Consider the following 22,662-nt stretch of genomic DNA (forward strand, 5'->3'; position numbering starts at 1 on the left):
TGCAGCAGCAATGAGTCTAAAATGACAACGTTGTATTTGGCGAGTCCGACTTTCGGGTTGAGCGGTAGGAGTTTGCGTAGCGCGTTCGAGTTTTGGCAATAATTCGGATTAATTTCGCCAAAAAAGCCTTTGAATTACAGGGTGTGAAAAAATTGTGATGCTGGTCTCACCCTCAAAAGGATGAGACTCCGGTAGTAAATAAGCCTGATGTGCGAATGTCGGTGTAACTATTGCGGCAGTGCAAAAACACAAATAAACATACTGCCCTTGCCTAGTTCACTGGTAATTTTTAATTCGGCGTAATGGCGCATCAGCACGTGTTTCACAATCGCCAAACCCAACCCGGTGCCGCCGGTGCCGCTGTTGCGGCTGGCATCCACACGATAAAAACGCTCGGTCAGGCGCGGAATATGTTGGGCATCAATGCCGGGGCCGTTATCGCTTACCGAAACATAAAAATGTTTCTCGTCCTGCCATAACAGCATGTTGATGCGCCCTTCGGGCTGGGTGTATTTGATGGCGTTAATTACCAGATTGGAAAAGGCGCTGTGCAATTCTTTTTCGTTGCCCTGCAACAACAGTGGGCGCGTGGTGTTGTTGCACACCAGCGTGAGCTGTTGGTTTTTATCCTTGCTTAATACTTCCGCTTCGCTTTTCACAATGGTGAGCAGCTGCTCAATATTAATGGGCTTGTAATTGTGGCCCGCCTCTGTGGTTTCGAGTTTGGAAAGCACCAGTAAATCGTTAATCAGCAGCGACATACGCTTGGCTTGCTGCAACATTTGCTGCAGTGGTTTATTCCAGCTCGGGGTGGTGTTGTTATCGGCGAGGGTTTCCACATAGCCGTTTATCACCGTGAGCGGTGTGCGCAATTCATGGGAGACGTTGGCGATAAAATCCTGACGCATTTTTTCCAAGTTGTGCAGTTGGGTCACATCACGCACCACAATCAATCGCTCCATTTTGCCAAACGGGGTGATTTGGAATTGCAGGTGTTTGGAGGGAAAACGCGGCGAGGGAATTTCCAGCGGCTCGCCGTAATTGCCCTCTTCAAAATAGGCGACAAATTTGGGGTGACGCACAAAATTGATGACCGATTGCCCCTGGTCTTTGGTATTCAACCCAAGCATGCGATGGGCGGCGGGGTTCCAGAAATCCAGATGGCCGCGCGCGTCCAGAATGACCAGCCCGTCTTTGAGTGCTGAGCTGATTTCCTGGATGCGTTTGATCACCGCTTGCAGGTTGTCTTTTTCAATGCGTTGATCGCGCTGCAGTTGGTAGATGTTGTCGAACACCTGCCCCCAGATACCGCTGGCCTCCGGCGGGTGTTCGCTCTCGCGTTTGAGTAGCCACTGGTTCAGGCGGCGCATTTGCCAGAGCATCCACACAATGTAAATGCCACAGCCGAGTAGCATCCACAGCGCGTAGTTGTCGCTGAAAAAACCAATCAGGCTGCAGGTGGCGAGAATAATCAGAATGCGCTGGAGTTCAGCGCTGAAACCTTTTAACAAGGGGGCCTCTCAGTTTCGATCCGTATTCGGCAGCGGGCAAGCCTGCGCGACACGCCGTGAACCCATCCATGGGGGCTAATCGTCGACATCCTGTCTCCGATTGTCGCTCAGGCTTGCCCGCTGCCGAATACTTGCAGCTTAGTGATATCAGGCTTCGATTCGTGTCGAAAAACGATAGCCGGTACCGCGTACAGTTTGGATCAGGTCTTCGTGACCGTCGATGGTCAGGGCTTTGCGCAGGCGGCGGATATGCACATCGACCGTGCGCTCCTCCACATACACATTGCCGCCCCAGACATGATCCAGCAATTGGCTGCGAGTATAGGCTCTTTCCTGGTGGGTGAGAAAAAACTCCAGCAGGCGATATTCAGTGGGGCCCATATCGACTGACTGATCGTGGATGGTGACGCGGTGGCTGGCGGGGTCCAAACACAGACCCTGTACGGTGATGGGGGCGGCGGAAATCTGTGGGTCGGCACGGCGCAATACTGCTTTCAAGCGGGCGACCAATTCACGCGGTGAAAAAGGTTTGGTGATGTAATCGTCGGCGCCAACTTCCAGCCCCTGGATTTTGTTGTCCTCTTCACCTTTGGCGGTGAGCATGATGATGGGAGTATTAGCGGTAACTTCGTCGCGCTTCAGGCGACGCGCGAGTTCAATACCGCTGGTACCGGGCATCATCCAATCGAGCAGGATCAGGTCGGGTTTTTCGTCGATAATCAGGCCGTGAGCGTCCTGCGCGTTACTGGCTTCCAGCACTTGGTACTCGGCCATCTCCAGTGCCACACGCAACATATCGCGAATGGCGGATTCATCGTCGACGATAAGAATTTTGCGACCAGTCATAATCTTCTGCCTAATAAAACTACGGTAGGCTTCACGTTTCATGAAGCTATTGTTGCAGCTTATTTAATAAGCTCAGTGTTACATATTTATGACAAGTCAGAAAATTGTAGCTGCGTGCAGTCGCGTGGGCTTAGTGCCAGTAATAATCCATAGCTAAACCGGCAAATACCGCCACACCCACCCAGTTGTTATTTAAAAAGGCTTTGAAGCAGGCTTCGCGCGCGCGAAAGCGAATCAACCACTGTTGATAGGCAAACAAACCACCCGCCACCGTCAAGCCCAGATAATAGAACAGCCCCAGCTCAAAGCGATTACCCACCAGAATCAGCGCATAGAGCGCCAGGATTTGCAGGATGCCGGTCATCAACCGATCCTGTTCCCCAAACAAGATGGCGGTGGATTTCACGCCGATTTTAAGGTCGTCCTCGCGATCCACCATGGCATAAAAGGTGTCATAGGCCACCGTCCAAAGCACCACGGCGAGGTAAATCAGCCAAATGTTTTCGTGTAGCGAACCGGCCTCGGCCGCATAGGCCATGGGTATTCCCCAGGCAAACGCGGCGCCCAATACCACCTGTGGTAAGTGGGTGTGACGTTTCATAAAGGGATAACAAAAGGCGAGCAGCAGGCCACCCACAGAGAGTTTGATGGTAAGCGGGTTGGTCATCAGCACCAAGGCAAAGGCGATCACGCATAGGCCAATGAATAAAAAAATCGCCTCGCGACTGGAAACTGCGCCGGTGGCGAGTGGGCGATCTTTGGTGCGCGCGACGCTACCGTCGATTTTGCGGTCGGCAAAGTCATTGATTACGCAGCCAGCCGCGCGCATCACAATCACACCCAGGGTAAAAATCACCAGGTTTTTCACGCTGGGTATGCCTTTGGCTGCCAGCCACAGGCTCCAGAGGGTGGGCCAGAGCAGCAGCAATGTGCCTATGGGGCGATCCATGCGCATCAAGCGCCAGTAGAGCGGCAGTGTTTGCTTGAGTTTGCCCATAAACCCGCTAGTCCCGGCCTTTTTAGCCGCTGTTGTACGCGGTTTTGGCGTATCTGTAGTTGCTGTTTTTGGGCTGGCGGCTTTGGTGCCAGCTGCTTTTGCAGTGGCAGGTTTAGCGGAGCGGCGGGGCGTTTTAGGGGTTGTCATAAGCCGATATTCAAATGTTATTGATTATTGATCGATGGTTTATCCTGCAACAACTGAGCGCAGAGCGCGGGTAAAAACACCTCACTCACCAGCAGCGGTTTCCCATCCAATGCAAACACCGAGCGACGTCCCCAGAGTGAGTTCTGGCGGGCGATACTGGCGGGCACATAGCCATCATCGGCGCTAAAGGCGGCTACTGCAATGGGGCTGCGCCGCAAGTGCGGCTGACTAAACAAAAAGGCGCCGAGTGGACGATTGTGCTGTTTGCGCAGGTGGCGCAATTTACCGCTAAGGCTGGACAACGGCAGTACACTGCGCGCAAATACCCATGGCTGGTTGCGACCACACAGAATTACCTCGCGGATTAATGCGCGCGCGGGCCGCGCCATGGCGAGTGCTTGTTGTTCTTCACGGCTGGGGAGGGCGAGATATTGACGCAGAACCTCCAGGTGAAACTGGCCTTGGCTGAGCGCAATCAAACGGGCGGTGAGTGAGCCGCTATCATCCAGCCAAGCGCATAAGGCGCGCGGTGGACGGCTTTGGGGCGGCAGCTGTCGGCGTGGGCGCCAGCGGAAACTGCGGTGGGTGGAAGCTATCGCACTGGGCAAAACTATCTCCTCTGCCTGCTGTGAGCGGGCGCAGTTTATCAGCTTGATTCAGCGCGCGGTGGTGAAAAAGCGCCGTCAAGCCTGCCGCAACCGCCTGCAAGCAGGTAAACTCGCGGCTTGATACCCTAAAGGAGAAGCATTATGCATAAGACCGATATAGTTGTTGCCCTAGCCAATACGACTGACCTGGGCGTAAATAAAGCGGATTTGGTGGTCTCGGCGTTTATTGAGCAGATCACCAATGCCTTGGCGCGCGGTGAGTCGGTAGCGCTGCTGGGTTTTGGCAGTTTTAATGTGAGCGAGCGCGCCGCGCGTGAAGGCCGCAATCCGCAGACGGGTGCCACTATCCAAATCGCCGCCAGCAAAACCGTCACTTTTAAAGCGGGCAAAGCGTTGAAAGACGCCGTTAACGAATAATTTTTTCCCTGTTCATCCCCTCTGCGGCGGTTCGCTGCCGCAGTCATCTACCCTCGATACCCAATAATTCCAAGAGGTTTTCCTATGTCACTGACTAACAAGATTCTGCTCGGCATGCTGTTGGGCATTGTAGTTGGGGTAGTGTTTAACCTGATTTTAGGGGTGGATGAAGCGAATAAGGTTCCCGCAACGCAACTGGGGCAATGGTTGCAGACGGTTGTAATCAATGGCCTGTTGGATGCGATTGGCCAGGTATTTGTTGCCTCGCTCAAGTTATTGGTTGTTCCGCTGGTATTTGTCTCGCTGGTCTGCGGTGCGGCTTCGCTGGGCGGGCACAGCCGTATGGGTGCACTGGCGACCAAAACCATGGCGCTCTATTTGTTGACTACTGCGCTCGCGATTGCACTGGCGATGGGCGTGGCGGTAATAGTCCAGCCCGGTGGTGATGTGGATATGGCTTTGGCCAGCAACTACGCGGCACCTGCAGCCCCCTCGATTAAAGAGACCTTTGTCAGTATTTTCCCCAGCAACCCGATTCAAGCCATGGCTGAAGGCAATATGCTGCAAGTCATTGTGTTTTCGATTCTGTTTGGTGTGGCCATAGCGCGCACCGGCGGGACTATTGGCAGCAACATGAGCACCTTCTTTGAGAACCTCAATGAGGTGGTGTTAAAGATGGTGATGTTGTTGATGCAGTTGGCACCCTATGGCGTGTTTTGCCTGTTGGTCAAACTGTTTGCCTCGCTGGGTTTTGGTGCCATTCTTGATCTCGCCAAGTATTTTTTTACGGTGTTATTTGTATTGCTGCTGCACGGTTTGGGCGTCTACGGCCTGCTGCTGAAAACCCTGAGCGGCTTAGGCCCGCTGATTTTCCTGCGCAAAATGTGGAAGGTGATGGTATTTGGTTTCAGTACTGCCTCCAGTAATGCCACCCTCCCGGTGACCATGCGCACGGTGGAGCACGATTTGGGGGTGGACAACAAAGTGGCCAGCTTTTCGGTACCTCTGGGCGCCACTATTAACATGGATGGAACCGCCATCATGCAGGGTGTGGCCACGGTGTTTATCGCCCAGGCCTACAACATCGATATTGGTCTGATGGGTTATCTAATGGTGATACTCACTGCCACCCTCGCCTCGGTCGGCACCGCCGGTGTGCCCGGCGTTGGTCTGGTGACTCTGGCGATGGTATTGCAATCGGTGGGGTTGCCGGTGGAAGGCATTGCGTTGATTATCGGCGTGGATCGCTTTTTGGATATGGTGCGCACCGCCGTGAATATTACCGGCGATGCGGTTGTTTCAGTAATTGTCGCCAAAAGTGAAGGCATGCTTGACGAGACACGCTTTAACGATATGACCCTTAACGCCGAAACCGACCCTGTCTAGTGGCGGGTGGCGGTTTCGTCGTCATCCAGATCAAACTCCACGCTGATGGAAAGATCCTCCACCAGACAAGGCCAGCGCTCCAGTTCCTGTTGCCAGCCCTTCACTTTGTGAGTAAGCACATAGTCTTCGATGTGCTCGCCCGTAAACCCCTGTTCATCCAGAAGCAATTCGGCTGAAAAGAGCACCGCCTGATCCAATTCATTGGCAAAGGGCTCGCCAATTAATTCATGGGCAATCACATTGGCGAGAGTCATATCCATCGGCGCTAGCGGAATGCCACTTTTTGCCATAAAGCGATCATTCACTTCCTCCAGCAAACGATGCGCAAGGTAAGCTTCGTCAAGCAGCGCCTGCAGTTGGCTATGCGGGTCCACAATTGACGGTGGCGATAAAAAGTAATCACTGGCGATTTTCAGCAGTGGCTTAACATCCTCGTAGATGCCCGCTTCCTGCGCCATGGTGCGGATTGCATCGATAAAATCGGGCACGTGTTTGATGTAGCGCACCACAAAATCGGCGAGCTTTTTGGTGGCCTTATCGGCCGGTAATTTAATGGCGTTATGCAGGTGCCCTTTGCGGCACTCCACAAATTCGAGCAATTTGCCTGACGCGGAATCCTGCTCCTGCGCTTGGCGAATCAGCTGGCGAATGGGATTCAAGGGGTCATTCATGGTGCCCGTGTACTGGTTATAGGTAATCACATTTATTGTCCTTCGCGGCGCCTACTTCAACGAGTGGCGATTTAAAAGTAAACCATGGCAGTACAAACGCAAGTGAGTCTTAATAACGTCTTTTTATAAGAATTGGCAGAACTGCGTAAATTCACCTGAATACCCTTGGGGTATTCAGGTTAGTGCTTGTTTTATATAGAAATTAAAATGCACCCGAGAGTTTCAGGCGCAGGCTATTGTCGATGTCGCCACTAAAATATTGTTGGAATTGCAGGCTCAAATCCAGGCGGCCAAGGGTTTGACCTATACCTATTACCCCGTAGAGCCCGCCGTCTATTTCGATATCCTCGGAGTAACAATCGCTGCAATTACTGATGCTGCGCTCCGAGGCCAGGATACCGCTGATGCCACCGCGGACGGTCACAAAGGTCATATTGTCCTGTCCAAAACGGTATTTGGGGCCGTATTCGGCAAATAGCATAAACGCGTTGGCGTCTGACTCTTCGTAATCTACATCGTCGCCCCAATAGTCCTCTACATACTGGCCAAAGGCTGCGTTATCGCGGTAGAAAAGGACGTTAATGCCCAGCGACAGGGTATTTTCGCTGTTGCTGGAATAATATTCCGCTGCGCCACCTACCGCTGTGGCGGTGTCTTCAATGCCCTGCGATGCAGCGGCTTCTTCGTCAAACCTGACATGATCAACATGCCCCGACCAGCTCCAGCCGGTGTAGCTGGCGTTAGCCGGATTATTGGGGGTGCTATTGGGTGCCGCAAGCGCGGTACAACTGGCGCCCAACAGGGCCAGGGTTACGAGAGTGTTGCGGCTCAGCAGGTTTTTTATGCGTGATGAGTTCATCAGGTAAGGTTTCATAGTGATAATCCATTCAGGGTGAAGCGATTTAGGGTGAGAAAAACAGGGTAGCCGTAAAACCAGCACTTGTCCGCTGGGGACTTGATAAGAATTTTGGGTGCTGGAAACTGTATGCCCACTTAACAATCGCGCTTATAGCGCAGCTTTCCGTGAATTTAGCGGCCCGAGTCTATATAATTCGCGCATCTTTTCAGCCTGCTCCCTGCCGAGTGTATTTATGACCGATTTAACCCCTTGCACTGACCCTACTGCACCCAACCAACGGGTTGCCAGTGTGGCGCGCAATACCCTGGAAACCAAAATCAACGTCAGCCTCAACCTCGATGGCGCCGGTAAAGGCGTGTTTAACACCGGCGTGCCCTTTCTTGAACATATGATGGATCAGATCGCCCGCCATGGCATGATCGACCTGGACGTCACCTGCGACGGCGACACCCATATCGACGATCACCACTCAGTGGAAGACATTGGCATCACCATTGGTCAGGCCGTTGCCAAAGCCGTGGGCGATAAAAAAGGCATCCGCCGCTACGGCCACGCCTACGTGCCGCTGGATGAGGCTTTGTCGCGCGTAGTGATCGATTTCTCCGGTCGCCCCGGTCTGGTGATGCACATCCCTTTTACCCAAAAGCGTATCGGCCAGTTTGATGTAGAGCTGTTCTGGGAGTTTTTCCAGGGCTTTGTCAACCACGCCGGCGTCACCCTGCATGTGGACAACCTGCGCGGCCACAATGCTCACCACCAGATCGAAACCGTGTTCAAAGCCTTCGGTCGCGCCCTGCGTATGGCGCTTGAGTTTGATCCGCGTATGGAAGGCATTATGCCGTCCACCAAAGGTAGTCTCTGATTTATGACCCAGGCAGTGAACAAAGAAAAGCAGACTGTCGCCGTTATCGATTACGGCATGGGCAACCTCCACTCAGTGGCCAGTGCCCTGAGCCACGTTGCGCCCGAACAACAGGTAGTAGTGACTTCCGATCCGGCCGTCGTAGCTGCTGCTGACCGGGTGGTCTTCCCCGGGGTTGGCGCTATTCGCGACTGCATGGCGGAAATTAAACGCCTCGGTTTCGACAAACTGCTGCGCGAGCAAATCGCCACCGGTAAACCGGTGTTGGGGATTTGTGTCGGCATGCAGGCGTTGATGGATCACAGCGAAGAAAACGGCGGTGTCGATTGCATCGGTATCTTGCGCGGAAAAGTGCGCTTTTTCGGCGAAAACCATACAGATAGCACCGGTGCCCATTTAAAAGTGCCGCATATGGGTTGGAATCAGGTGCAGCACAATGACCACCCGCTCTGGGCCGGCATCGAACAGGATAGCCGTTTCTACTTTGTACACAGTTTCTATATTTTGGCCGACGATACCCGCCAAGTCGCTGCAACTTGCGCTTATGGCCTGCCCTTCCACGCGGCGTTGGCACAGGGCAATTTGTTTGCGGTGCAATTCCACCCAGAGAAAAGCCATACGGCGGGATTGCAGTTACTGAAGAATTTTTTACAGTGGGATGGTAAATCCTGATCCCACATGGCCGTAGGTTGGTGGTGAGCTTGCGAACCCCAACGCTGGTCATGGGCTGAAAGATGGTCATGTTGGGGTTCGTTCCTCACCGCCAACCTACGAATCCATTTATCTATAGAGATTGTTTAATGTTAATTATCCCCGCAATTGATTTAAAAGACGGCCAATGTGTGCGTTTGCGCCAGGGCTTGATGGATGATTCCACCGTGTTCTCTGACGATCCCGTCGCGATGGCGGCACAATGGGTGCAACAAGGCTGTCGCCGCTTGCACTTGGTCGACCTGAACGGCGCCTTTGAAGGCAAGCCCGTCAATGGCGGAGTGGTCACCGCTATCGCCAAAGCCTACCCGAACCTACCGATCCAGATCGGCGGCGGTATTCGCAGCGCGGAAACGATTGAGTATTACCTGAATGCAGGTGTTCAATACGTGATTATCGGCACCAAAGCGGTAAAAGAACCGCAGTTTGTGACCGACATGTGCAAACAATTTCCCGGTCACATCATCGTCGGCCTGGACGCCAAAGACGGTTGGGTTGCTACCGACGGCTGGGCGGAAGTCTCCAATATTCAGGCGTCAGAACTGGCCAAGCGTTTTGAGCAGGATGGGGTGAGCAGCATTGTTTACACCGACATTGCCCGCGACGGCATGATGCAAGGCGTAAATGTGCAGGCGACTGTCGCTATGGCGCAGGCTTCCAGCATCCCGATTATCGCCTCCGGTGGCGTCACCAATATGGACGATATCATCGCGCTTAAAGCCGAGTCCCATAAGGGCATCTGCGGCGCCATCACCGGCCGTGCGATTTACGAAGGCACATTGACTATGGCGGAAGCGCAGGCCTACTGCGACGCTAATTAATTCCGGAACTGTTTATGGCACTCGCAAAACGCATAATTCCCTGCCTTGATGTCGACAATGGTCGCGTGGTGAAAGGTGTGCAATTTCTGGATATCCGCGATGCGGGTGATCCGGTGGAAATTGCCAAGCGCTACAACCAGGAAGGTGCGGATGAGATTACCTTTCTTGATATCACCGCCACCCATGAAGGCCGCGCGACCACCGTACATACGGTAGAAAAGATCGCCAGCGAGGTGTTTATCCCGCTCACGGTGGGCGGTGGTATTCGCACGGTGGAGGATATCCGCATCATGCTTAATGCGGGTGCAGATAAAGTGAGTATCAACTCAGCAGCAGTGTTTAACCCCGACTTTGTAAAAGCGGCCTCTGACCGTTTTGGTGCCCAGTGCATTGTAGTGGCGATTGATGCCAAAAAAGTCAGCGCTGACGGCGAGACACCGCGCTGGGAGATTTTTACCCATGGTGGCCGTAAACCTACGGGCATCGACGCAGTGGAGTGGGCAGCCAAAATGGCCGCCTATGGTGCGGGCGAGATTTTGCTTACCAGCATGGATGGCGATGGCACCAAAAAGGGTTATGACCTTGGTGTGACGCGTGCGATTAGCGATGCTGTGCCGGTGCCGGTGATCGCTTCGGGCGGCGTGGGCAATTTGCAGCATTTGGTGGATGGTGTGACTCAGGGCCGTGCCGATGCGGTGCTGGCGGCGAGCATTTTTCATTTCCGCGAATACACCTTGCAGCAAGCGAAAGAGTATATGCGTGAGCGGGGTATAGAGGTGCGTCTGTAAAAGCTTTTGGTTGAAAATGAAACGAGACATGCAAAAACGGGCGCCCAATGGCGCCCGTTTTTGTCAGCGGCCTAGAAAGGATCTAGGCCGCGCGGTACTGCTTTAGTACATCGGATACCTTTGGTTCGGATGCCTGAATAAATTCAATAAACTCTCCAACACCTACTTCGGCATCAGCGTGGCTATCAAACGGGCCTATATCCACGCCTTCGCGGGTGGTGTAGTACCAGTAGCCATCTTTCTGTATGTATCTGCCGTGACGGGAAGGGACGCTGCCCTGTTCGCCTGCTCTATTTGCTGTAGCCATATTGATTCCTCGCTGCGCTGCCACTCTGAATATTCCCTGTTGCGGACTGATCATTAATCGCCCAGCATGATTATAGACAGCAACGAAAGCAGATCGCTAGATTTAGTTGGTCTGCCACAATGCTATTTTTAGATCATTCTGGATTTAACCAGCTTGGCGTTTAATTCATCAATTTTCCCACACTGGCGGTGTGTAGTCAAAAGGGTTGATGGGCATCCAGGTTTCCGGCCAGAGGCTCATGGGCGGTGCGAGACAATAATTGCCCGCGCCTCCCTTTAATCCACCCGGGATGGTATCGGCCATTAATTGCGATGCCTTAACCAAGTGGACTTGATAGCGCGCCAATAGTTCCGGTAGTTGTTCCAATACGCGCAGTGTCTCTGGATAAGGGTGGCCGATCGCGATGGCTGAGCCTTGTTGCTGTGCTTTTTCCAGTGCTAACAACAACTGTTGGTAAATGACCTGCTGGTCTTTTTTATCATCCAAAAATACGTCGCGCCGACGGCTTGGCAAACCGATTTCCTGTGCCTGAATCAGCGCCTGGGTCTGGGCGCTGGTGCGACTATCGACAAAATAGAGCCGTTGTTGTTTTAACTCCGCCATCAACCAGCCCATAGGTTCGGCCTCTTCTGTGAGTTGGCTGCCCATATGGTTATTCACGCCTTTGACATGGGGTACATTGGCGAGATTCTGGCGCAATACGGCGATGAATTCGGTTTTTGCCATGCCGCGGCGCAAGCCCCCGCGCCCTAGAGGATAATCATGATGATTGCTCATGGGCGCGTGCAGCATGACTTCTTTACCCTGTTGATGGGCATAGTGGGCCAGCTCGCGTCCGTGGGGGGTAAAGGGTAAAACCGCAACGGTGATAGCGCCGGGCAGGTTCAAGGTGCGCTGACCGAGGCGCAGGTTGTAACCCAGGTCATCGATAATGATTGCCAGTTGGGCGTGTTGATTGGCAGCGGGGGCGCTGCTGGCGCTGTCAATCGACGCCAGGCAACTCAAGAGGATAAATAGCCAGCGGCAGTGGAATCTTGCCTTCGGCGTGCACATGAGGGTTATTGGTCTTGAACGGGTTCGTCGAGACTGGGTTGCAGCACTATGTCCGGTGCAATTTCCGGTTGGGTTTCCGTGCTCTTGGCCAAGGGCGAACTTTGCAGAAAAATATTCAAGCCTTTGAGCAGATTCAACGCCTCATGCAGCTGGTTGTCTTCCTGTAGCAGCTCGGCACTGGTGATGCGGCGGTTGGCTCGCTCTTTACTGGTACTCTCTTTGCCGCCTTTGCCGTTGCCCAAATGGCGCGCCAAATCCGCTTCGGTCACACCGCTGTTCTGGGCGATTGCGGCAACTTGTACGCGTTCTACTTCTACATCCGGTTCAATGCCTTGCGCCTGAATCGAGCGGCCATTGGGGGTGTAATAGAGTGCGGTTGTGAGTTTTACGGCGCGGTCATTGCTGATGGGGATGACCGATTGCACCGAGCCTTTGCCAAAGCTGCGGGTGCCCATAATGATGGCGCGTTTGTGATCCTGCAGGGCGCCGGCGACGATTTCCGAGGCGGAGGCGGAGCCGTCATTGATTAGCACTACCAAGGGTAGGCCGCCGGTAATATCACCGGCTTCGGCGTTATAGCTGATATTGCTGTTATCGAGCCGACCCTGGGTGTAAACCACCTGGCCGCCATCAAGGAATGCATCCACCACTTCGACTGAAGCCTGCAATACCCCACCGGGGTTGTTGCGTAAATCGAGGATAATTCCCTTGGTGTCCTGATTTTTCTTCAGCTGATCCTGAATTTTTTTGCCCATTTCTTTGCCGGTATCCAGCTGGAATTGAGCGATGCGAATGTAGAAGTAATCCTGCTCCAACAAGCGGGTGCGCACGCTTTGCACTTTGATAATGTCGCGCAGCAAATCGAAATCGATAGGTTGATCGACACCATCGCGCATCACGGTGATTTTAATCGGGCTGTTTTTAGGGCCGCGCATCAGGTTGACCGCTTTGTTTAAATCCATGCCCTTGACGGGTTTATCGTCGATACGCACCACTATGTCACCCGCCAAAATACCGGCTTTGGCGGAGGGGCTATCGTCGATGGGGGTAACTACTTTGACATAGCCATCATCCAGGCTCACTTCCAGACCGACACCGCCGAACTCGCCAGAGGTGTTGGCTTGCAGATCGGCAAAGGCCTCTTTATCCAGATAAGCGGAATGCGGGTCTAACTCGGCAATCATGCCTTTGATGGCGTATTCCAGCAGCTGTGCATCGCTGATGTCATCAACATAACCACTGCGGACATGGTCATAGACACGGGTGAAAGTGCGCAGCTCTTCCAGCGGCAACAGCCCGGTGGTTGTATTAGCGGTGGATTTTTCATCCGCCAGCGCCAGTGCCGGTAACAATGCCAGCAGGCTGATAAGGGTCGAGCGGAGGTTACCGTGGAACTGGGAAAAAGCCGCGCAAAACATGAGGTCTCCGATGGCTGGATAAGCCAAAATCTATCCTGAATCGGGGGCGCACACTAAGCCAAATCGGCTTGGAATGACAGCCACCCGCAAAAAAATAACCGCTGTACACAAATAAGTCGCTGCACTGAATATAAAGTGCTGCTAGCCGCGTGCGAGCCAGCCGCCCGGGTCTATGGGGCGCCCCTGGTGGCGAATTTCAAAATACAAACCGGTGCTGGCTTGGCCACCCGAGTTGCCAACACTGGCAATAGCTTCACCGGCGCGCACCGGTTCCCCCGCCTTTTTGAGCAGGCTTTGATTGTGGGCATAAAGGCTCAGGTAGCCTTCGCCGTGATCCACAATCACCAGCAGCCCGTGCCCGCCAAAATAATCGGCAAAAACCACGCGCCCATGATGGACTGCAATTACCTGATTGCCCATAGGCGCGGCAATATAAGATCCGCTCCAGTTAATTTGCCCGGCAATGCGCGCGCTGCCAAAGCGATGGATCAACCTGCCCTGGGTTGGCCAGGGCAAGCGGCCTTTGCGCAGGGAAAACTTTTCACCACCCGCAGGCAACGGTACATAGGCTGGTGAATTGATGGCACCACTGCTGGCAACACGCTCGCTCACTCGCTCCAACAAAGCCTGCAGACGGCGGCGATCCTCACTTAGCTGTTTGAGCTGTTGGTTTTTGTCTTTGAATTGATGGTTAACTTTCGCCAGCGCTTTTTGGCGTTCACTCTGATGGCTTTTCAGCTGTTGGCGCTGTTCATCCAACTGTGCTTGCATCGCGCCCAGTTCAAGGGTTTTTTTTTCTATCTCCGGTGTTAGTGCATCGATGCGGGCGATAGTTTCCATAAAACCCTGCATTTTCTGGGTATGCGCCTCCATAAAATAACTGTGGTATTTCATGATGCGCGACAGCTGATCGGGCGATTCCTGATTGAGCAGTACTTTCACCTCACTCTGTTCGCCTAGTTTATGCGCGGCGCGCATTTGCTCTGCAATTTCACCCTGCTGCTTTTTTTTGGCCTGCTCCAGCTGGCTGCGCTCATTTTTGAGCTGATTCAATTCGTTGTTTTGCTGTTTGAGTTCTTTGTTGATCTCATTGGCTTTTTGCTGGAGTTTGTTAATTTCCTGTTCCGATTTTTGCAGATCTTTTTGCAAGCTGGAGCGTGTCCCCTGCACCTGTTGCAGCTCTTTTTGCAGTGCTTCTATCTCTTTCTGCAGCTTGGCCATTTCGGCTTTTTCATCGGCATAACTGCTGGCGGACAACACCAGCACAGCGCACCACAGGCTGTTGAGTGCGAGAGTTTTGGCGAATACAAAAAATCGACTCATGGTAGTCATATCAATAGGGGTGAAAAATAAAGCGGCTGGTGCAGTACACCAGCCGCTTTGTACTTGCTGGTTACGCTAGGGTAATCAGGTTGCGTCCGGTCATTTCTTTCGGTTGCGGCAGGCCCATCAAGTGCAGCATGGTGGGTGCTACATCCGCCAGCGAACCGCCGGGGGCGATGGTGCCTTTGCGGTGGCTGTGGAAAATAAAGGGCACGGGCAAGGTAGAGTGTTGGGTGTGCGGTTGGCCGGTTTCTTCGTCGAACATCTCTTCCACATTGCCGTGGTCAGCGGTGATTAACGCCTCGCCGCCCACCTTGTCCACCGCTTCCAATACACGGCCAAGGCAGATATCAACCGCCTCTACCGCTTTGGTTGCCGCTTCCATAATGCCGGAGTGACCGACCATATCGCAGTTGGCGTAGTTGCAGATAATCGCGTCGTATTTGCCCGACTCAATGGCTTCGACCAATTTGTCGGTCACAATTGGCGCGTTCATTTCCGGTTGCAAGTCGTAGGTAGCCACTTGGGGCGATGGCACCAGAATACGGTCTTCACCTTCGTAGACCACTTCATTGCCGCTGTTGAAGAAGAAAGTTACGTGGGCGTATTTTTCGGTTTCGGCGATGCGCAATTGGGTTTTGCCCAGCTGTGCAATGTAATCGCCAAATGAATTGGTCAGGTCTTCCGGCGGGAAGGCGATAGGTGCTTTGATGCTGGAGGCGTATTCCGTGGTTTGTACAAAGTGCGCAATGTTTGGGTGCAGCTCGCGTTCAAAACCGGTGAAGTCTTCGCTGATCAGAGCGTTGGTGATTTCGCGTGCGCGATCGGGGCGGAAGTTCATAAAAATCACTGAGTCGCCATCGTTAATAGTGGCGACTTCTTCGTCCTCGCCGCAGATTACCGTGGCTTTTACAAATTCGTCGTTTTCGCCGCGCTCGTAAGCGGCTTTCAAGCCGTCCACGGCGGTGAGTGCATCAAATTCGGCATCGCCCGTTACCATGACATCGTAAGCGGCTTTAACGCGATCCCAGCGGTTGTCTCGGTCGAGCGCAAAATAACGGCCGACAATAGACGCCACACGTCCAGCGCCCAATTCCTTAAACAAATCTTGCGCGCGCTGCAGGGATTTTTCGGCGCTGCGCGGGGCCGTATCGCGACCATCCAAAAAGGCGTGCAGGTAGACTTCTTTTGCACCGCGACCGACGGCCATTTTCATCATGGCGTAGATGTGGTCTTCATGGCTGTGTACACCCCCCTCAGAGAGCAGGCCGAGGATGTGCACGGCTTTGCCGGCGGCGATGGCGCTATCGATGGCGGTTACATAGACCGGATTAGTGAAGAAGTCGCCATCGCTGATGGCCTTATTGATGCGGGTAAAGTTTTGGTAAACCACGCGGCCCGCGCCGAGGGTCATGTGGCCCACTTCGCTATTGCCCATTTGCCCTTCCGGCAGGCCCACGGCCATACCTGAGGTTTCAATCAGGCTTTTGGGGTTATTGGCCCAGAGTTTGTCAAACACGGGTTTGTGTGCCGCGGCGATGGCGTTGTACTTGGTTTTTTCGGAGTAGCCATAACCATCGAGAATCAACAACACTATAGGTTTTTTTGCGCTCATAAATCGGTTCCAGGGTCGGATGAACATGAATCGGGACAAATCGATAGCGCCTCAGGTGCACTATCGTTGAATGGGGTTCGCAGGCCAGCGACTCGCTGCAGCGATAATGGTTCGTATTCTAGCGGGTTGGGCGCGCTAACTCTATGTAAAAACTCGCTATCTGCCGCTTACAATCCCGCTATGGCGCGCAGAACGCTTTGCGTTGAAGCCCGCACGCGCCGGTTAATCGCGGTGTTCAATCGTGTATACTTCCGCGCCTTGTTGACGCCCGCGCCAAAACGGTGTGCAAGGTGTATTGAAAACTCCTTGGTGTGTCCCCACTTAGCGGAACAGACCAACCAAAAGAAGGCAAAGTGCTGTGGACTTTATTGTATTTGTTACCCAAGAATGGCTGTTGGTCACCACCCTGATTGTGCTGATTTACATCTACGTATGGCGCGATCGCATTAAAAGCGGTCGCCCGGTATCACCCCACGAAGTGACGCGTTTGGTCAATGAGGGCAACGCCGTATTGGTAGACCTGCGCGACAGTGCTGAATTCAAGGCGGGCCATATAGTCGGGGCGATTAACGTGCCCTACGCCAAGCTCACCAAAGAATCGACTGAAGTGGCGAGCTACAAAGAAAAAACCATCATCCTGATCGACAAACTCGGCCAACACGCCGGTGCCGTCGGCCGCTTTCTCGGCAAAGAAGGGTTTGATGTGCGCCGTTTAGGCGGCGGTATTGCCGAGTGGCAAGCGCAGAATTTACCGCTGGTAAAGGGCAAGTAATAACCTGCCCAAGAGTGTTTTGACCCACCCCAAATTAGTTGGAGTTTTTATGGCCCGCGTGACTATGTACACCACCGCTGTCTGCCCTTACTGCGTTAATGCCAAAAAATTATTGGCGCAAAAAGGTGTAGCGGTTGAGGAAATTCGCGTGGACACCCAACCGCATTTACGCCAGGAAATGATGGATAAAAGCGGTCAGCGCACTGTGCCGCAAATCTGGATTGGCGAACATCATGTCGGCGGTTTTACCGATCTGTGGGCGCTGGATAAAGCGGGCAAACTGGATGCATTGTTGGCGCAAGGCTGATTCGGCGCTGCATTGTTTATCATTAGGATTTTTTAATACCACCAAGTCGAGTTTATTATGTCTGAAAATAATCAACAAACTGCAGCAGCAGAAGGCGCCAAAGGCCCGGTATTCGCGATTCAACGTATTTATTTGAAAGATATTTCGTTTGAAACGCCGATGGGCCCGGAAGCTTTTACCAAAGCCTACAAACCCAATATCCAACAGGATTTAAATATCCAGGCCAACCCGATTGAAGAGGGTTTGTTTGAAGTAGTGCTGTTGCTCACTATCACTGCACGCTTGGAAGATCGCGCCGTGTTTTTGGTGGAAGTCAAACAAGCCGGTTTGTTTGCCATTTCCGGTATTGAAGGCCCTGCGGTAACCCAATTAATTAACACCGCCTGCCCACAAATTTTGTTCCCCTACGCGCGTGAAGCGGTAGACGGCATTCTCGGTCGCGGCAGTTTCCCACCCTTAATGTTGCCACCGATTAATTTTGATGCGGTATTTGTGCAAGCGATTACGGCAGCGCAGCAACAAGCACAGCAAGCAAAACCGGAAGCGTCTGAAGCGCTGAACTAATTTGTTGGTGTGTTTTCAACAAAGGCAATCACCGCGGTGATTGCCTTTTTTATTGCCTGAATAATTTGCCGTGTGTTGCGCAATCGCGCGCGGCGGCTGTGCATCGGCGTCAGATGATTGTAATCTGTCCGCCAATCGTCTCCCGCCTAGCCCATACTCAATCCAGTTGCTGATAAACGGAAATGCGCCATGTTTAATTTATCTTCCCGCCCCGAGGCCGCTGCCAGTCATATTGCCGCGCTGGATTTAGGCTCCAACAGTTTTCATATGATTGTGGCGCGCTGGGACAATGGCCAGCTCACGCTGCTCGACCGTTTGCGCGAGCCGGTGCGCTTGGGTTTTGGTTTGCAGGCCGATGGCAGTTTGAGCAAAGACGCGCGCGAGCGTGCACTGGCGTGTTTGGAACGTTTTGGCGAGTGCCTGCGCGCTTACCCTTCGCGCAGTGTGCGTATTGTGGGCACTAAAACCTTGCGCAGTGTTAATGACGGCGGTGAATTTCTGGCGGCCGCCGAAGCGCGGCTTGGGCATCCGGTGGAAATTATTTCGGGCGATGAAGAAGCGCGCTTGATTTATTTGGGGGTGGCGCATTGTATTGCACCGGATAAAGGCAATCGTATTGTGATGGATATAGGCGGTGGCAGTACGGAAGTTATTTTAGGTGAGGGCATGACTACCTCGCTCAAAGAAAGTTTGAGCATGGGCTGTGTTGCCATCACCAAACAATTTTTTCACGATGGCAAGGTGAGTGAAAAATCCATCACCAAAGCGCTGATCGCCTGCTTGCAAGAATTACAGCCGGTAAAAGATGAATTTATCGAACGCGGTTGGCAACAGGTGCTGGGCGCTTCGGGCAGTATTAAAGCCGTCGCGAAAGTCTGTGAAGCCAATGGCTGGAGCGATGGTGCTATCACCGCTGTGTCGCTTGATAAAATTATTGCGCGCTATTTGGATGAGGGCAAACTGGATATTGATATGCCCGGTTTATCCGATGATCGCAAACCGGTTTTTTTAGGCGGTGCGATTGTATTGCGCGCGCTGTTTGAAGCGCTGCAATTAAAAACCATGATCGCAGCCGATTGGGCGCTGCGTGAAGGTTTGCTGTTTGATCAAAAAGGTCGCTTGGAAAATCACGATATTCGTCAGGCCAGTGTGGATGCACTGGCGCTGCGTTTTCACGTGAATATGGAAAAAGCGACGGCGGTGGAAAGCACCGCGCTGCAATTGTTGGCGCAGGTGGCGCAAACCTGGCAATTAACCGCGAATGATGCGAGCAAATTATTGGGTTGGGCCGCGCGTTTGTATCAAGTCGGTTTGGATATTGCGCACAACGATTATCACAAACACTCGGCCTATATTGTGCAACACGTCGACCTCGCCGGTTGTTCGCGCGCAGAGCAAGCCCAGCTTTCCGCGTTGGTACTGGCGCATCGCAAACGTTTTCCCGCCAAAAATTTCCCGCTCGATAATATCGATTTAGTGCGTCTGGCAATCTTGTTGCGCCTGGCGGCAATTTTTCACCGCGGCCGCATTAAAGACGGTTTACCTGTTATTGCACTGACAGCGGAAGGCAAAAAAATAAAATTATCACTGCCGCAGCAGTGGCTGCAAAACCACCCGCTGACCCAGGCCGATCTGGAAACCGAACAGCGCCATTTAGGCGATGTCGGTTACCAGTTGGACGTTGTCAGCGGGTAAACCCTTGCCAGGGCAACGTCCGGTAGACCTAGGGCAAGGCCCGATAAACAAAATTGCGGAATTTCACTTTGCCAGTGCCCGCGGCGTAAAGCGCCGGGCGCAGGCTCATAAAGCCGTAAGCGACGTTGTGGTGAAAGCCGGAGACCTCCATTTGTGTATCGTACTTGCGCCAGGTTTTGCCTTGGTCGGTACTGTAGTGAATGGTCAGTATGTGGCGATTATTGGTCACGCGCAGGCGGAATTTATTGCCGTCCGGGCGCGCGCTGTAACGCTGATCCATACCGTAGCGATGCAACCAGAAACCCTTGGGCGCAATGCCGACACCGGCGTAGAGTTTGTCGTTATAGAACACCATAGCACCCGCGACGGCACCATCTTCCAACTCCAGATCTACCTCAAACTGATAGGCCTGGTTGCCCTGCACAAAGGTCATGGGCGATGAGTTGCTGGGCGAAGTGCCTTTGGGGCTGAGTTCCAGATAGGGGCCCTGGGCATCGCGACCATAGTGTAAGCGTTGGTTTTCGCTCTGGTCGCCGCGATAAAAACTCCACTGCAGGCCAAATTTATTGCTGCTGAAATCGTCCGACAGCGGGCTGCCGTGTTTGCTCGCCTTGCCGCCTTTGGGTTTGGGAATGGGTTCGCCCACATCAAAGCCTTTGGAGCGGAACCAGCCGTCATCTGTCCATTCGATGGGTTCGAGCAGGGTTTGGCGGCCAAGGGTATGGAAGCCATTTTCATAGCCGTGGTACATCATGTACCAGTCGCCGGGGGTTGGGCCTTCCACCAGTGTGGCGTGGCCGCGCGACCACCATTTTTCCGCGGCGGATTCGGTGCGAATAATGGGGTTGTAGGGCGAGTTCTCCCAGGGGCCGTGTACTGATTTGGCACGCGCCGCAATCACCATATGGCCGGTTGGCGGGCCAGCGGTGCCGCCCACTGCGGTGACCATGTAGAAGTAGTCACCGTGTTTCAGCATTTTTGGCCCTTCCTGGGCGTAGCTTTCCACGTCCCACTCCTCCGGGTATTTCCAGCCGTCGTAGGTGTGTTTCATTTCTCCCACCAGGCTCAGGCCATCATCGGCCAATTGCACATAATCGCCGTGAGAGAAAAACAAATAGCGCTTGCCGTCTTCACCCACCAAATGCCCAGGGTCGATACGGTCGGCATATTTTCGCTGCTGCTTGGCGTCGCGCGGATTCAGGTCGATAGGCGCAGACCAGGGGCCGCGAATATCATCCGCCCAGACCACATAGTTGGAGTTGTGGCCGGGCAATTTGGCGGGGATGTACACATAGTAGCGGCCGTTATGTTTAGTCAGCTCCGGCGCCCAAATACTGCCGATATAGTGGGTCAGTGCCGGGCCAATCGGCTGCCAGTTGACCAGATCCTGGGAGTGCCAAATGGTCAGTGCGGGGTAACTTTCAAAGGTGGAGAACACCATGTAGTAGTCGTCGCCATCTTTGAGAATACTGGGGTCGGGCCGGTCACCGGCGACAATCGGGTTGAGGTAAGTGCCATCACCCAAATCGCCCTGGCGCTGGCCTTCGTAGGTGGTTGCCCAGGTTTGGCAGTGGCGCAAAAAGCCGTTGCCCAAGTAGTCGACACAGTCGGCGCTCCCGGTATTCGCGTCCGCCTGGGGTTTGGTTTGTGGCGGCGTACAGCCAGCGGCGGCCAGCGCAAGTGCGCCCCAGGCCAGCAGCCGTGGTAGCTGGCGCAGTGATAGTGGTTGCATGTCTCTTCCTCTGTTGAATCGTTTGGTTTTATTGATTCATTTTGTTGTTGTGGTTGATGTGATTGCCGAGAAAACTATTTGCACCAATTTGCACCAATTTGCACTCAAGAGCTGCACCCGCCGCCTGTTACCGGGATGGTTAATCCATATTGCGCGGCACCAGCCGCATGCTGGCGATATGGCGCGCCGGTTTGCCCTCGCCACTGATCAATTGCGCCATTTCGCTAAACGCCTGTTCGATCATAAACTCATAGTCCTGACGCACCGAGCACACTGGGTTGCGTAAAAAATCGAGCATGCTGTGATCGTCAAAGGTCGCCAGCACCATAGTTTCCGGTGCGCCGCCCAAGCGCTGTTTCAGGGCTTGCATCGCGCCTTCAAATAGCGGGATGGATGAACAAACCAGCACCTTGGGCAATGGTTGGCCAGTGTCGATCAGCTCAGCCATGGCCTGCTCGCCCTCGTGAAAATCATTGTGCGCCACATGCACTTCGCGGCGCTGGCTGGCGCCCAGGCCCAAGTCATCCAACGCGGCATTCAAACCGACCAAGCGCTGGCTAATGGAGGGCATACCGCTGTTGCCCGCAAACAATAAAAAGTCCGGCTGCAAATCGCCGCGCTGTACACAAAAAGCGTGCAGGCGCTGCGCCAGTTGGTAGCCGCTCTGCCGGTTGTCCGTCACCACCACCGCGTAATCGTTGCCGCCAAAGTCGCGGTCCAGCAATACCAGCCGCTGTTTTAATTGCGCTGCTGCCAGCGCTGGCATATTTGCATTGGCGGGTACCAAGAACAGGCCATCCACATTGCGCTCGCGGAATTGTTTGATCAGCTCCTGCTGGGTGTCCGGGTTGTCGTAACAGCAGGAAATCCATAGCTGTAAACCCGCTTTACGGCAGCGAATTTCCAGCAACTCCGCCAATTGGGCGAAAAAGTGGTTGGATAAACGCGGAATAATCAATGCCAGTGCATCGCTGCGTTGCAACCGCAAACTGCGCGCTACATGGTTAATTTCATAACCGTGCAGCTCCGTATACTCACGCACCCGCGCCTCGGTTTTGGCGCTGATGCGATACTGGCGCGCCTTACCGAGCAGCACCAAACGCACCGTCGTAATGGACAGCCCCAGCTCATCGGCGATTGCTTCGATTGTCTTGGCCATGCGTTTCCCAATCCTCAGTTATTATTAAATTAGCCTTTGCTAACTCGAATTTGCAAGCAAAATATGAATTTCAGGTACAACTTGTATTCAAAA

At 53.5% G+C, this 22,662-nt stretch carries 23 protein-coding genes; 10 read left to right on the forward strand and 13 right to left on the reverse strand.

Annotated features, from left to right (window positions below; genetic code table 11):
* Window positions 1-227: 227 nt before the first annotated feature.
* The 4 genes from phoR to NNX04_RS15245 form a co-directional block, all read right to left on the reverse strand.
* Entirely contained in the window at window positions 228-1,511 is a 1,284-nt protein-coding gene (gene phoR / locus NNX04_RS15230) for a phosphate regulon sensor histidine kinase PhoR (RefSeq protein ID WP_007638854.1), read from the reverse strand.
* A gap of 147 nt (window positions 1,512-1,658) precedes the next feature.
* Complete coding sequence (gene phoB / locus NNX04_RS15235; RefSeq protein WP_007638853.1) at window positions 1,659-2,357, reverse strand: phosphate regulon transcriptional regulator PhoB; 699 nt, start codon at window positions 2,355-2,357, stop codon at window positions 1,659-1,661.
* Window positions 2,358-2,487: 130 nt separating this feature from the next.
* Entirely contained in the window at window positions 2,488-3,354 is an 867-nt protein-coding gene (gene ubiA / locus NNX04_RS15240; RefSeq protein WP_261948411.1) for a 4-hydroxybenzoate octaprenyltransferase, read from the reverse strand.
* 164 nt (window positions 3,355-3,518) lie between these two features.
* Complete coding sequence (locus tag NNX04_RS15245) at window positions 3,519-4,109, reverse strand: chorismate--pyruvate lyase family protein (protein ID WP_261946349.1); 591 nt, start codon at window positions 4,107-4,109, stop codon at window positions 3,519-3,521.
* A gap of 141 nt (window positions 4,110-4,250) precedes the next feature.
* On the opposite strand from NNX04_RS15245, the gene NNX04_RS15250 reads away from it, so the two are divergent.
* Entirely contained in the window at window positions 4,251-4,526 is a 276-nt protein-coding gene (locus NNX04_RS15250; protein ID WP_007638849.1) for an HU family DNA-binding protein, read from the forward strand.
* Between the two features lie 84 nt (window positions 4,527-4,610).
* Complete coding sequence (locus NNX04_RS15255; RefSeq protein ID WP_261946350.1) at window positions 4,611-5,912, forward strand: dicarboxylate/amino acid:cation symporter; 1,302 nt, start codon at window positions 4,611-4,613, stop codon at window positions 5,910-5,912.
* Here NNX04_RS15255 and NNX04_RS15260 read toward each other — a convergent pair.
* A complete protein-coding gene (locus tag NNX04_RS15260) occupies window positions 5,909-6,613 on the reverse strand; it encodes a hypothetical protein (RefSeq protein ID WP_007638838.1) in 705 nt (234 codons plus the stop codon). The genes NNX04_RS15255 and NNX04_RS15260 overlap by 4 nt on opposite strands.
* 172 nt (window positions 6,614-6,785) lie before the next feature.
* Window positions 6,786-7,457, reverse strand: a complete 672-nt coding sequence (locus NNX04_RS15265; protein WP_261946351.1) for a hypothetical protein — start codon at window positions 7,455-7,457, stop codon at window positions 6,786-6,788.
* Between the two features lie 217 nt (window positions 7,458-7,674).
* Here NNX04_RS15265 and hisB point away from each other — a divergent pair, with 217 nt between their 5' ends.
* From hisB to hisF, 4 genes are all read left to right on the forward strand, one after another.
* Window positions 7,675-8,304, forward strand: a complete 630-nt coding sequence (gene hisB / locus NNX04_RS15270; RefSeq protein WP_261946352.1) for an imidazoleglycerol-phosphate dehydratase HisB — start codon at window positions 7,675-7,677, stop codon at window positions 8,302-8,304.
* Window positions 8,305-8,307: 3 nt separating this feature from the next.
* The gene (gene hisH / locus NNX04_RS15275; RefSeq protein WP_261946353.1) at window positions 8,308-8,976 is read left to right on the forward strand and encodes an imidazole glycerol phosphate synthase subunit HisH; all 669 of its coding nucleotides are present in this window, start codon (window positions 8,308-8,310) and stop codon (window positions 8,974-8,976) included.
* A gap of 128 nt (window positions 8,977-9,104) precedes the next feature.
* Window positions 9,105-9,836: a 1-(5-phosphoribosyl)-5-[(5-phosphoribosylamino)methylideneamino]imidazole-4-carboxamide isomerase gene (gene hisA, locus NNX04_RS15280; RefSeq protein WP_261946354.1), complete on the forward strand. Its 732-nt coding sequence runs from the start codon at window positions 9,105-9,107 to the stop codon at window positions 9,834-9,836.
* Between the two features lie 14 nt (window positions 9,837-9,850).
* The gene (hisF, locus tag NNX04_RS15285) at window positions 9,851-10,624 is read left to right on the forward strand and encodes an imidazole glycerol phosphate synthase subunit HisF (RefSeq protein WP_007638833.1); all 774 of its coding nucleotides are present in this window, start codon (window positions 9,851-9,853) and stop codon (window positions 10,622-10,624) included.
* Between the two features lie 82 nt (window positions 10,625-10,706).
* Here hisF and NNX04_RS15290 read toward each other — a convergent pair whose 3' ends face one another.
* The 5 genes from NNX04_RS15290 to gpmI all read right to left on the reverse strand — a co-directional run bounded on the left by NNX04_RS15290 (window position 10,707) and on the right by gpmI (window position 16,340).
* Window positions 10,707-10,931 (reverse strand): DUF6316 family protein, encoded by a 225-nt coding sequence (locus NNX04_RS15290; RefSeq protein ID WP_040391022.1) that lies wholly within the window; start codon window positions 10,929-10,931, stop codon window positions 10,707-10,709.
* Between the two features lie 168 nt (window positions 10,932-11,099).
* Window positions 11,100-11,936 (reverse strand): divergent polysaccharide deacetylase family protein, encoded by an 837-nt coding sequence (locus NNX04_RS15295; protein ID WP_261946355.1) that lies wholly within the window; start codon window positions 11,934-11,936, stop codon window positions 11,100-11,102.
* A 53-nt stretch (window positions 11,937-11,989) separates the two neighbouring features.
* Window positions 11,990-13,402 (reverse strand): S41 family peptidase, encoded by a 1,413-nt coding sequence (locus NNX04_RS15300; RefSeq protein ID WP_007638829.1) that lies wholly within the window; start codon window positions 13,400-13,402, stop codon window positions 11,990-11,992.
* 141 nt (window positions 13,403-13,543) lie between these two features.
* Window positions 13,544-14,725: a murein hydrolase activator EnvC family protein gene (locus NNX04_RS15305; protein WP_261946356.1), complete on the reverse strand. Its 1,182-nt coding sequence runs from the start codon at window positions 14,723-14,725 to the stop codon at window positions 13,544-13,546.
* 70 nt (window positions 14,726-14,795) lie between these two features.
* Window positions 14,796-16,340: a 2,3-bisphosphoglycerate-independent phosphoglycerate mutase gene (gene gpmI, locus NNX04_RS15310; protein ID WP_007638824.1), complete on the reverse strand. Its 1,545-nt coding sequence runs from the start codon at window positions 16,338-16,340 to the stop codon at window positions 14,796-14,798.
* Between the two features lie 358 nt (window positions 16,341-16,698).
* Between gpmI and NNX04_RS15315 the strand changes: the two genes are divergently transcribed.
* The 4 genes from NNX04_RS15315 to NNX04_RS15330 all read left to right on the forward strand — a co-directional run bounded on the left by NNX04_RS15315 (window position 16,699) and on the right by NNX04_RS15330 (window position 19,678).
* On the forward strand, window positions 16,699-17,112 hold the full coding sequence (locus tag NNX04_RS15315; RefSeq protein ID WP_007638822.1) for a rhodanese-like domain-containing protein: 414 nt from the start codon (window positions 16,699-16,701) through the stop codon (window positions 17,110-17,112).
* Between the two features lie 49 nt (window positions 17,113-17,161).
* Window positions 17,162-17,419: a glutaredoxin 3 gene (gene grxC, locus NNX04_RS15320; RefSeq protein WP_040391020.1), complete on the forward strand. Its 258-nt coding sequence runs from the start codon at window positions 17,162-17,164 to the stop codon at window positions 17,417-17,419.
* A 57-nt stretch (window positions 17,420-17,476) separates the two neighbouring features.
* Entirely contained in the window at window positions 17,477-17,983 is a 507-nt protein-coding gene (gene secB, locus NNX04_RS15325; protein ID WP_151055478.1) for a protein-export chaperone SecB, read from the forward strand.
* 189 nt (window positions 17,984-18,172) lie between these two features.
* Window positions 18,173-19,678 carry a Ppx/GppA phosphatase family protein gene (locus tag NNX04_RS15330; protein WP_261946357.1) on the forward strand — a complete coding sequence of 502 codons (1,506 nt, stop codon included), beginning with the start codon at window positions 18,173-18,175 and terminating at the stop codon, window positions 19,676-19,678.
* 28 nt (window positions 19,679-19,706) lie between these two features.
* Here the strand turns inward: NNX04_RS15330 and NNX04_RS15335 are convergent, their stop codons facing one another.
* Both NNX04_RS15335 and NNX04_RS15340 read right to left on the reverse strand, forming a co-directional pair.
* Window positions 19,707-21,410 carry a family 43 glycosylhydrolase gene (locus tag NNX04_RS15335; protein WP_261946358.1) on the reverse strand — a complete coding sequence of 568 codons (1,704 nt, stop codon included), beginning with the start codon at window positions 21,408-21,410 and terminating at the stop codon, window positions 19,707-19,709.
* A 139-nt stretch (window positions 21,411-21,549) separates the two neighbouring features.
* Complete coding sequence (locus NNX04_RS15340; protein WP_261946359.1) at window positions 21,550-22,569, reverse strand: LacI family DNA-binding transcriptional regulator; 1,020 nt, start codon at window positions 22,567-22,569, stop codon at window positions 21,550-21,552.
* Between the last annotated feature and the right edge of the window lie 93 nt (window positions 22,570-22,662).

Source organism: Cellvibrio sp. QJXJ, from assembly GCF_024452345.1.
In the GTDB taxonomy this organism is placed as follows: Bacteria; Pseudomonadota; Gammaproteobacteria; order Pseudomonadales; family Cellvibrionaceae; genus Cellvibrio.

Coding starts and splice junctions, on each gene's coding strand:
- phoB (WP_007638853.1), bottom strand. CDS start 2,357: ATGACTGGTCGCAAAATTCTTATCGTCGACGATGAATCCGCCATTCGC.
- ubiA (WP_261948411.1), bottom strand. CDS start 3,354: ATGGGCAAACTCAAGCAAACACTGCCGCTCTACTGGCGCTTGATGCGC.
- NNX04_RS15250 (WP_007638849.1), top strand. CDS start 4,251: ATGCATAAGACCGATATAGTTGTTGCCCTAGCCAATACGACTGACCTG.
- NNX04_RS15255 (WP_261946350.1), top strand. CDS start 4,611: ATGTCACTGACTAACAAGATTCTGCTCGGCATGCTGTTGGGCATTGTA.
- NNX04_RS15265 (WP_261946351.1), bottom strand. CDS start 7,457: ATGAAACCTTACCTGATGAACTCATCACGCATAAAAAACCTGCTGAGC.
- hisB (WP_261946352.1), top strand. CDS start 7,675: ATGACCGATTTAACCCCTTGCACTGACCCTACTGCACCCAACCAACGG.
- hisH (WP_261946353.1), top strand. CDS start 8,308: ATGACCCAGGCAGTGAACAAAGAAAAGCAGACTGTCGCCGTTATCGAT.
- hisA (WP_261946354.1), top strand. CDS start 9,105: ATGTTAATTATCCCCGCAATTGATTTAAAAGACGGCCAATGTGTGCGT.
- hisF (WP_007638833.1), top strand. CDS start 9,851: ATGGCACTCGCAAAACGCATAATTCCCTGCCTTGATGTCGACAATGGT.
- NNX04_RS15290 (WP_040391022.1), bottom strand. CDS start 10,931: ATGGCTACAGCAAATAGAGCAGGCGAACAGGGCAGCGTCCCTTCCCGT.
- NNX04_RS15300 (WP_007638829.1), bottom strand. CDS start 13,402: ATGTTTTGCGCGGCTTTTTCCCAGTTCCACGGTAACCTCCGCTCGACC.
- NNX04_RS15305 (WP_261946356.1), bottom strand. CDS start 14,725: ATGAGTCGATTTTTTGTATTCGCCAAAACTCTCGCACTCAACAGCCTG.
- gpmI (WP_007638824.1), bottom strand. CDS start 16,340: ATGAGCGCAAAAAAACCTATAGTGTTGTTGATTCTCGATGGTTATGGC.
- grxC (WP_040391020.1), top strand. CDS start 17,162: ATGGCCCGCGTGACTATGTACACCACCGCTGTCTGCCCTTACTGCGTT.
- secB (WP_151055478.1), top strand. CDS start 17,477: ATGTCTGAAAATAATCAACAAACTGCAGCAGCAGAAGGCGCCAAAGGC.
- NNX04_RS15330 (WP_261946357.1), top strand. CDS start 18,173: ATGTTTAATTTATCTTCCCGCCCCGAGGCCGCTGCCAGTCATATTGCC.
- NNX04_RS15335 (WP_261946358.1), bottom strand. CDS start 21,410: ATGCAACCACTATCACTGCGCCAGCTACCACGGCTGCTGGCCTGGGGC.
- NNX04_RS15340 (WP_261946359.1), bottom strand. CDS start 22,569: ATGGCCAAGACAATCGAAGCAATCGCCGATGAGCTGGGGCTGTCCATT.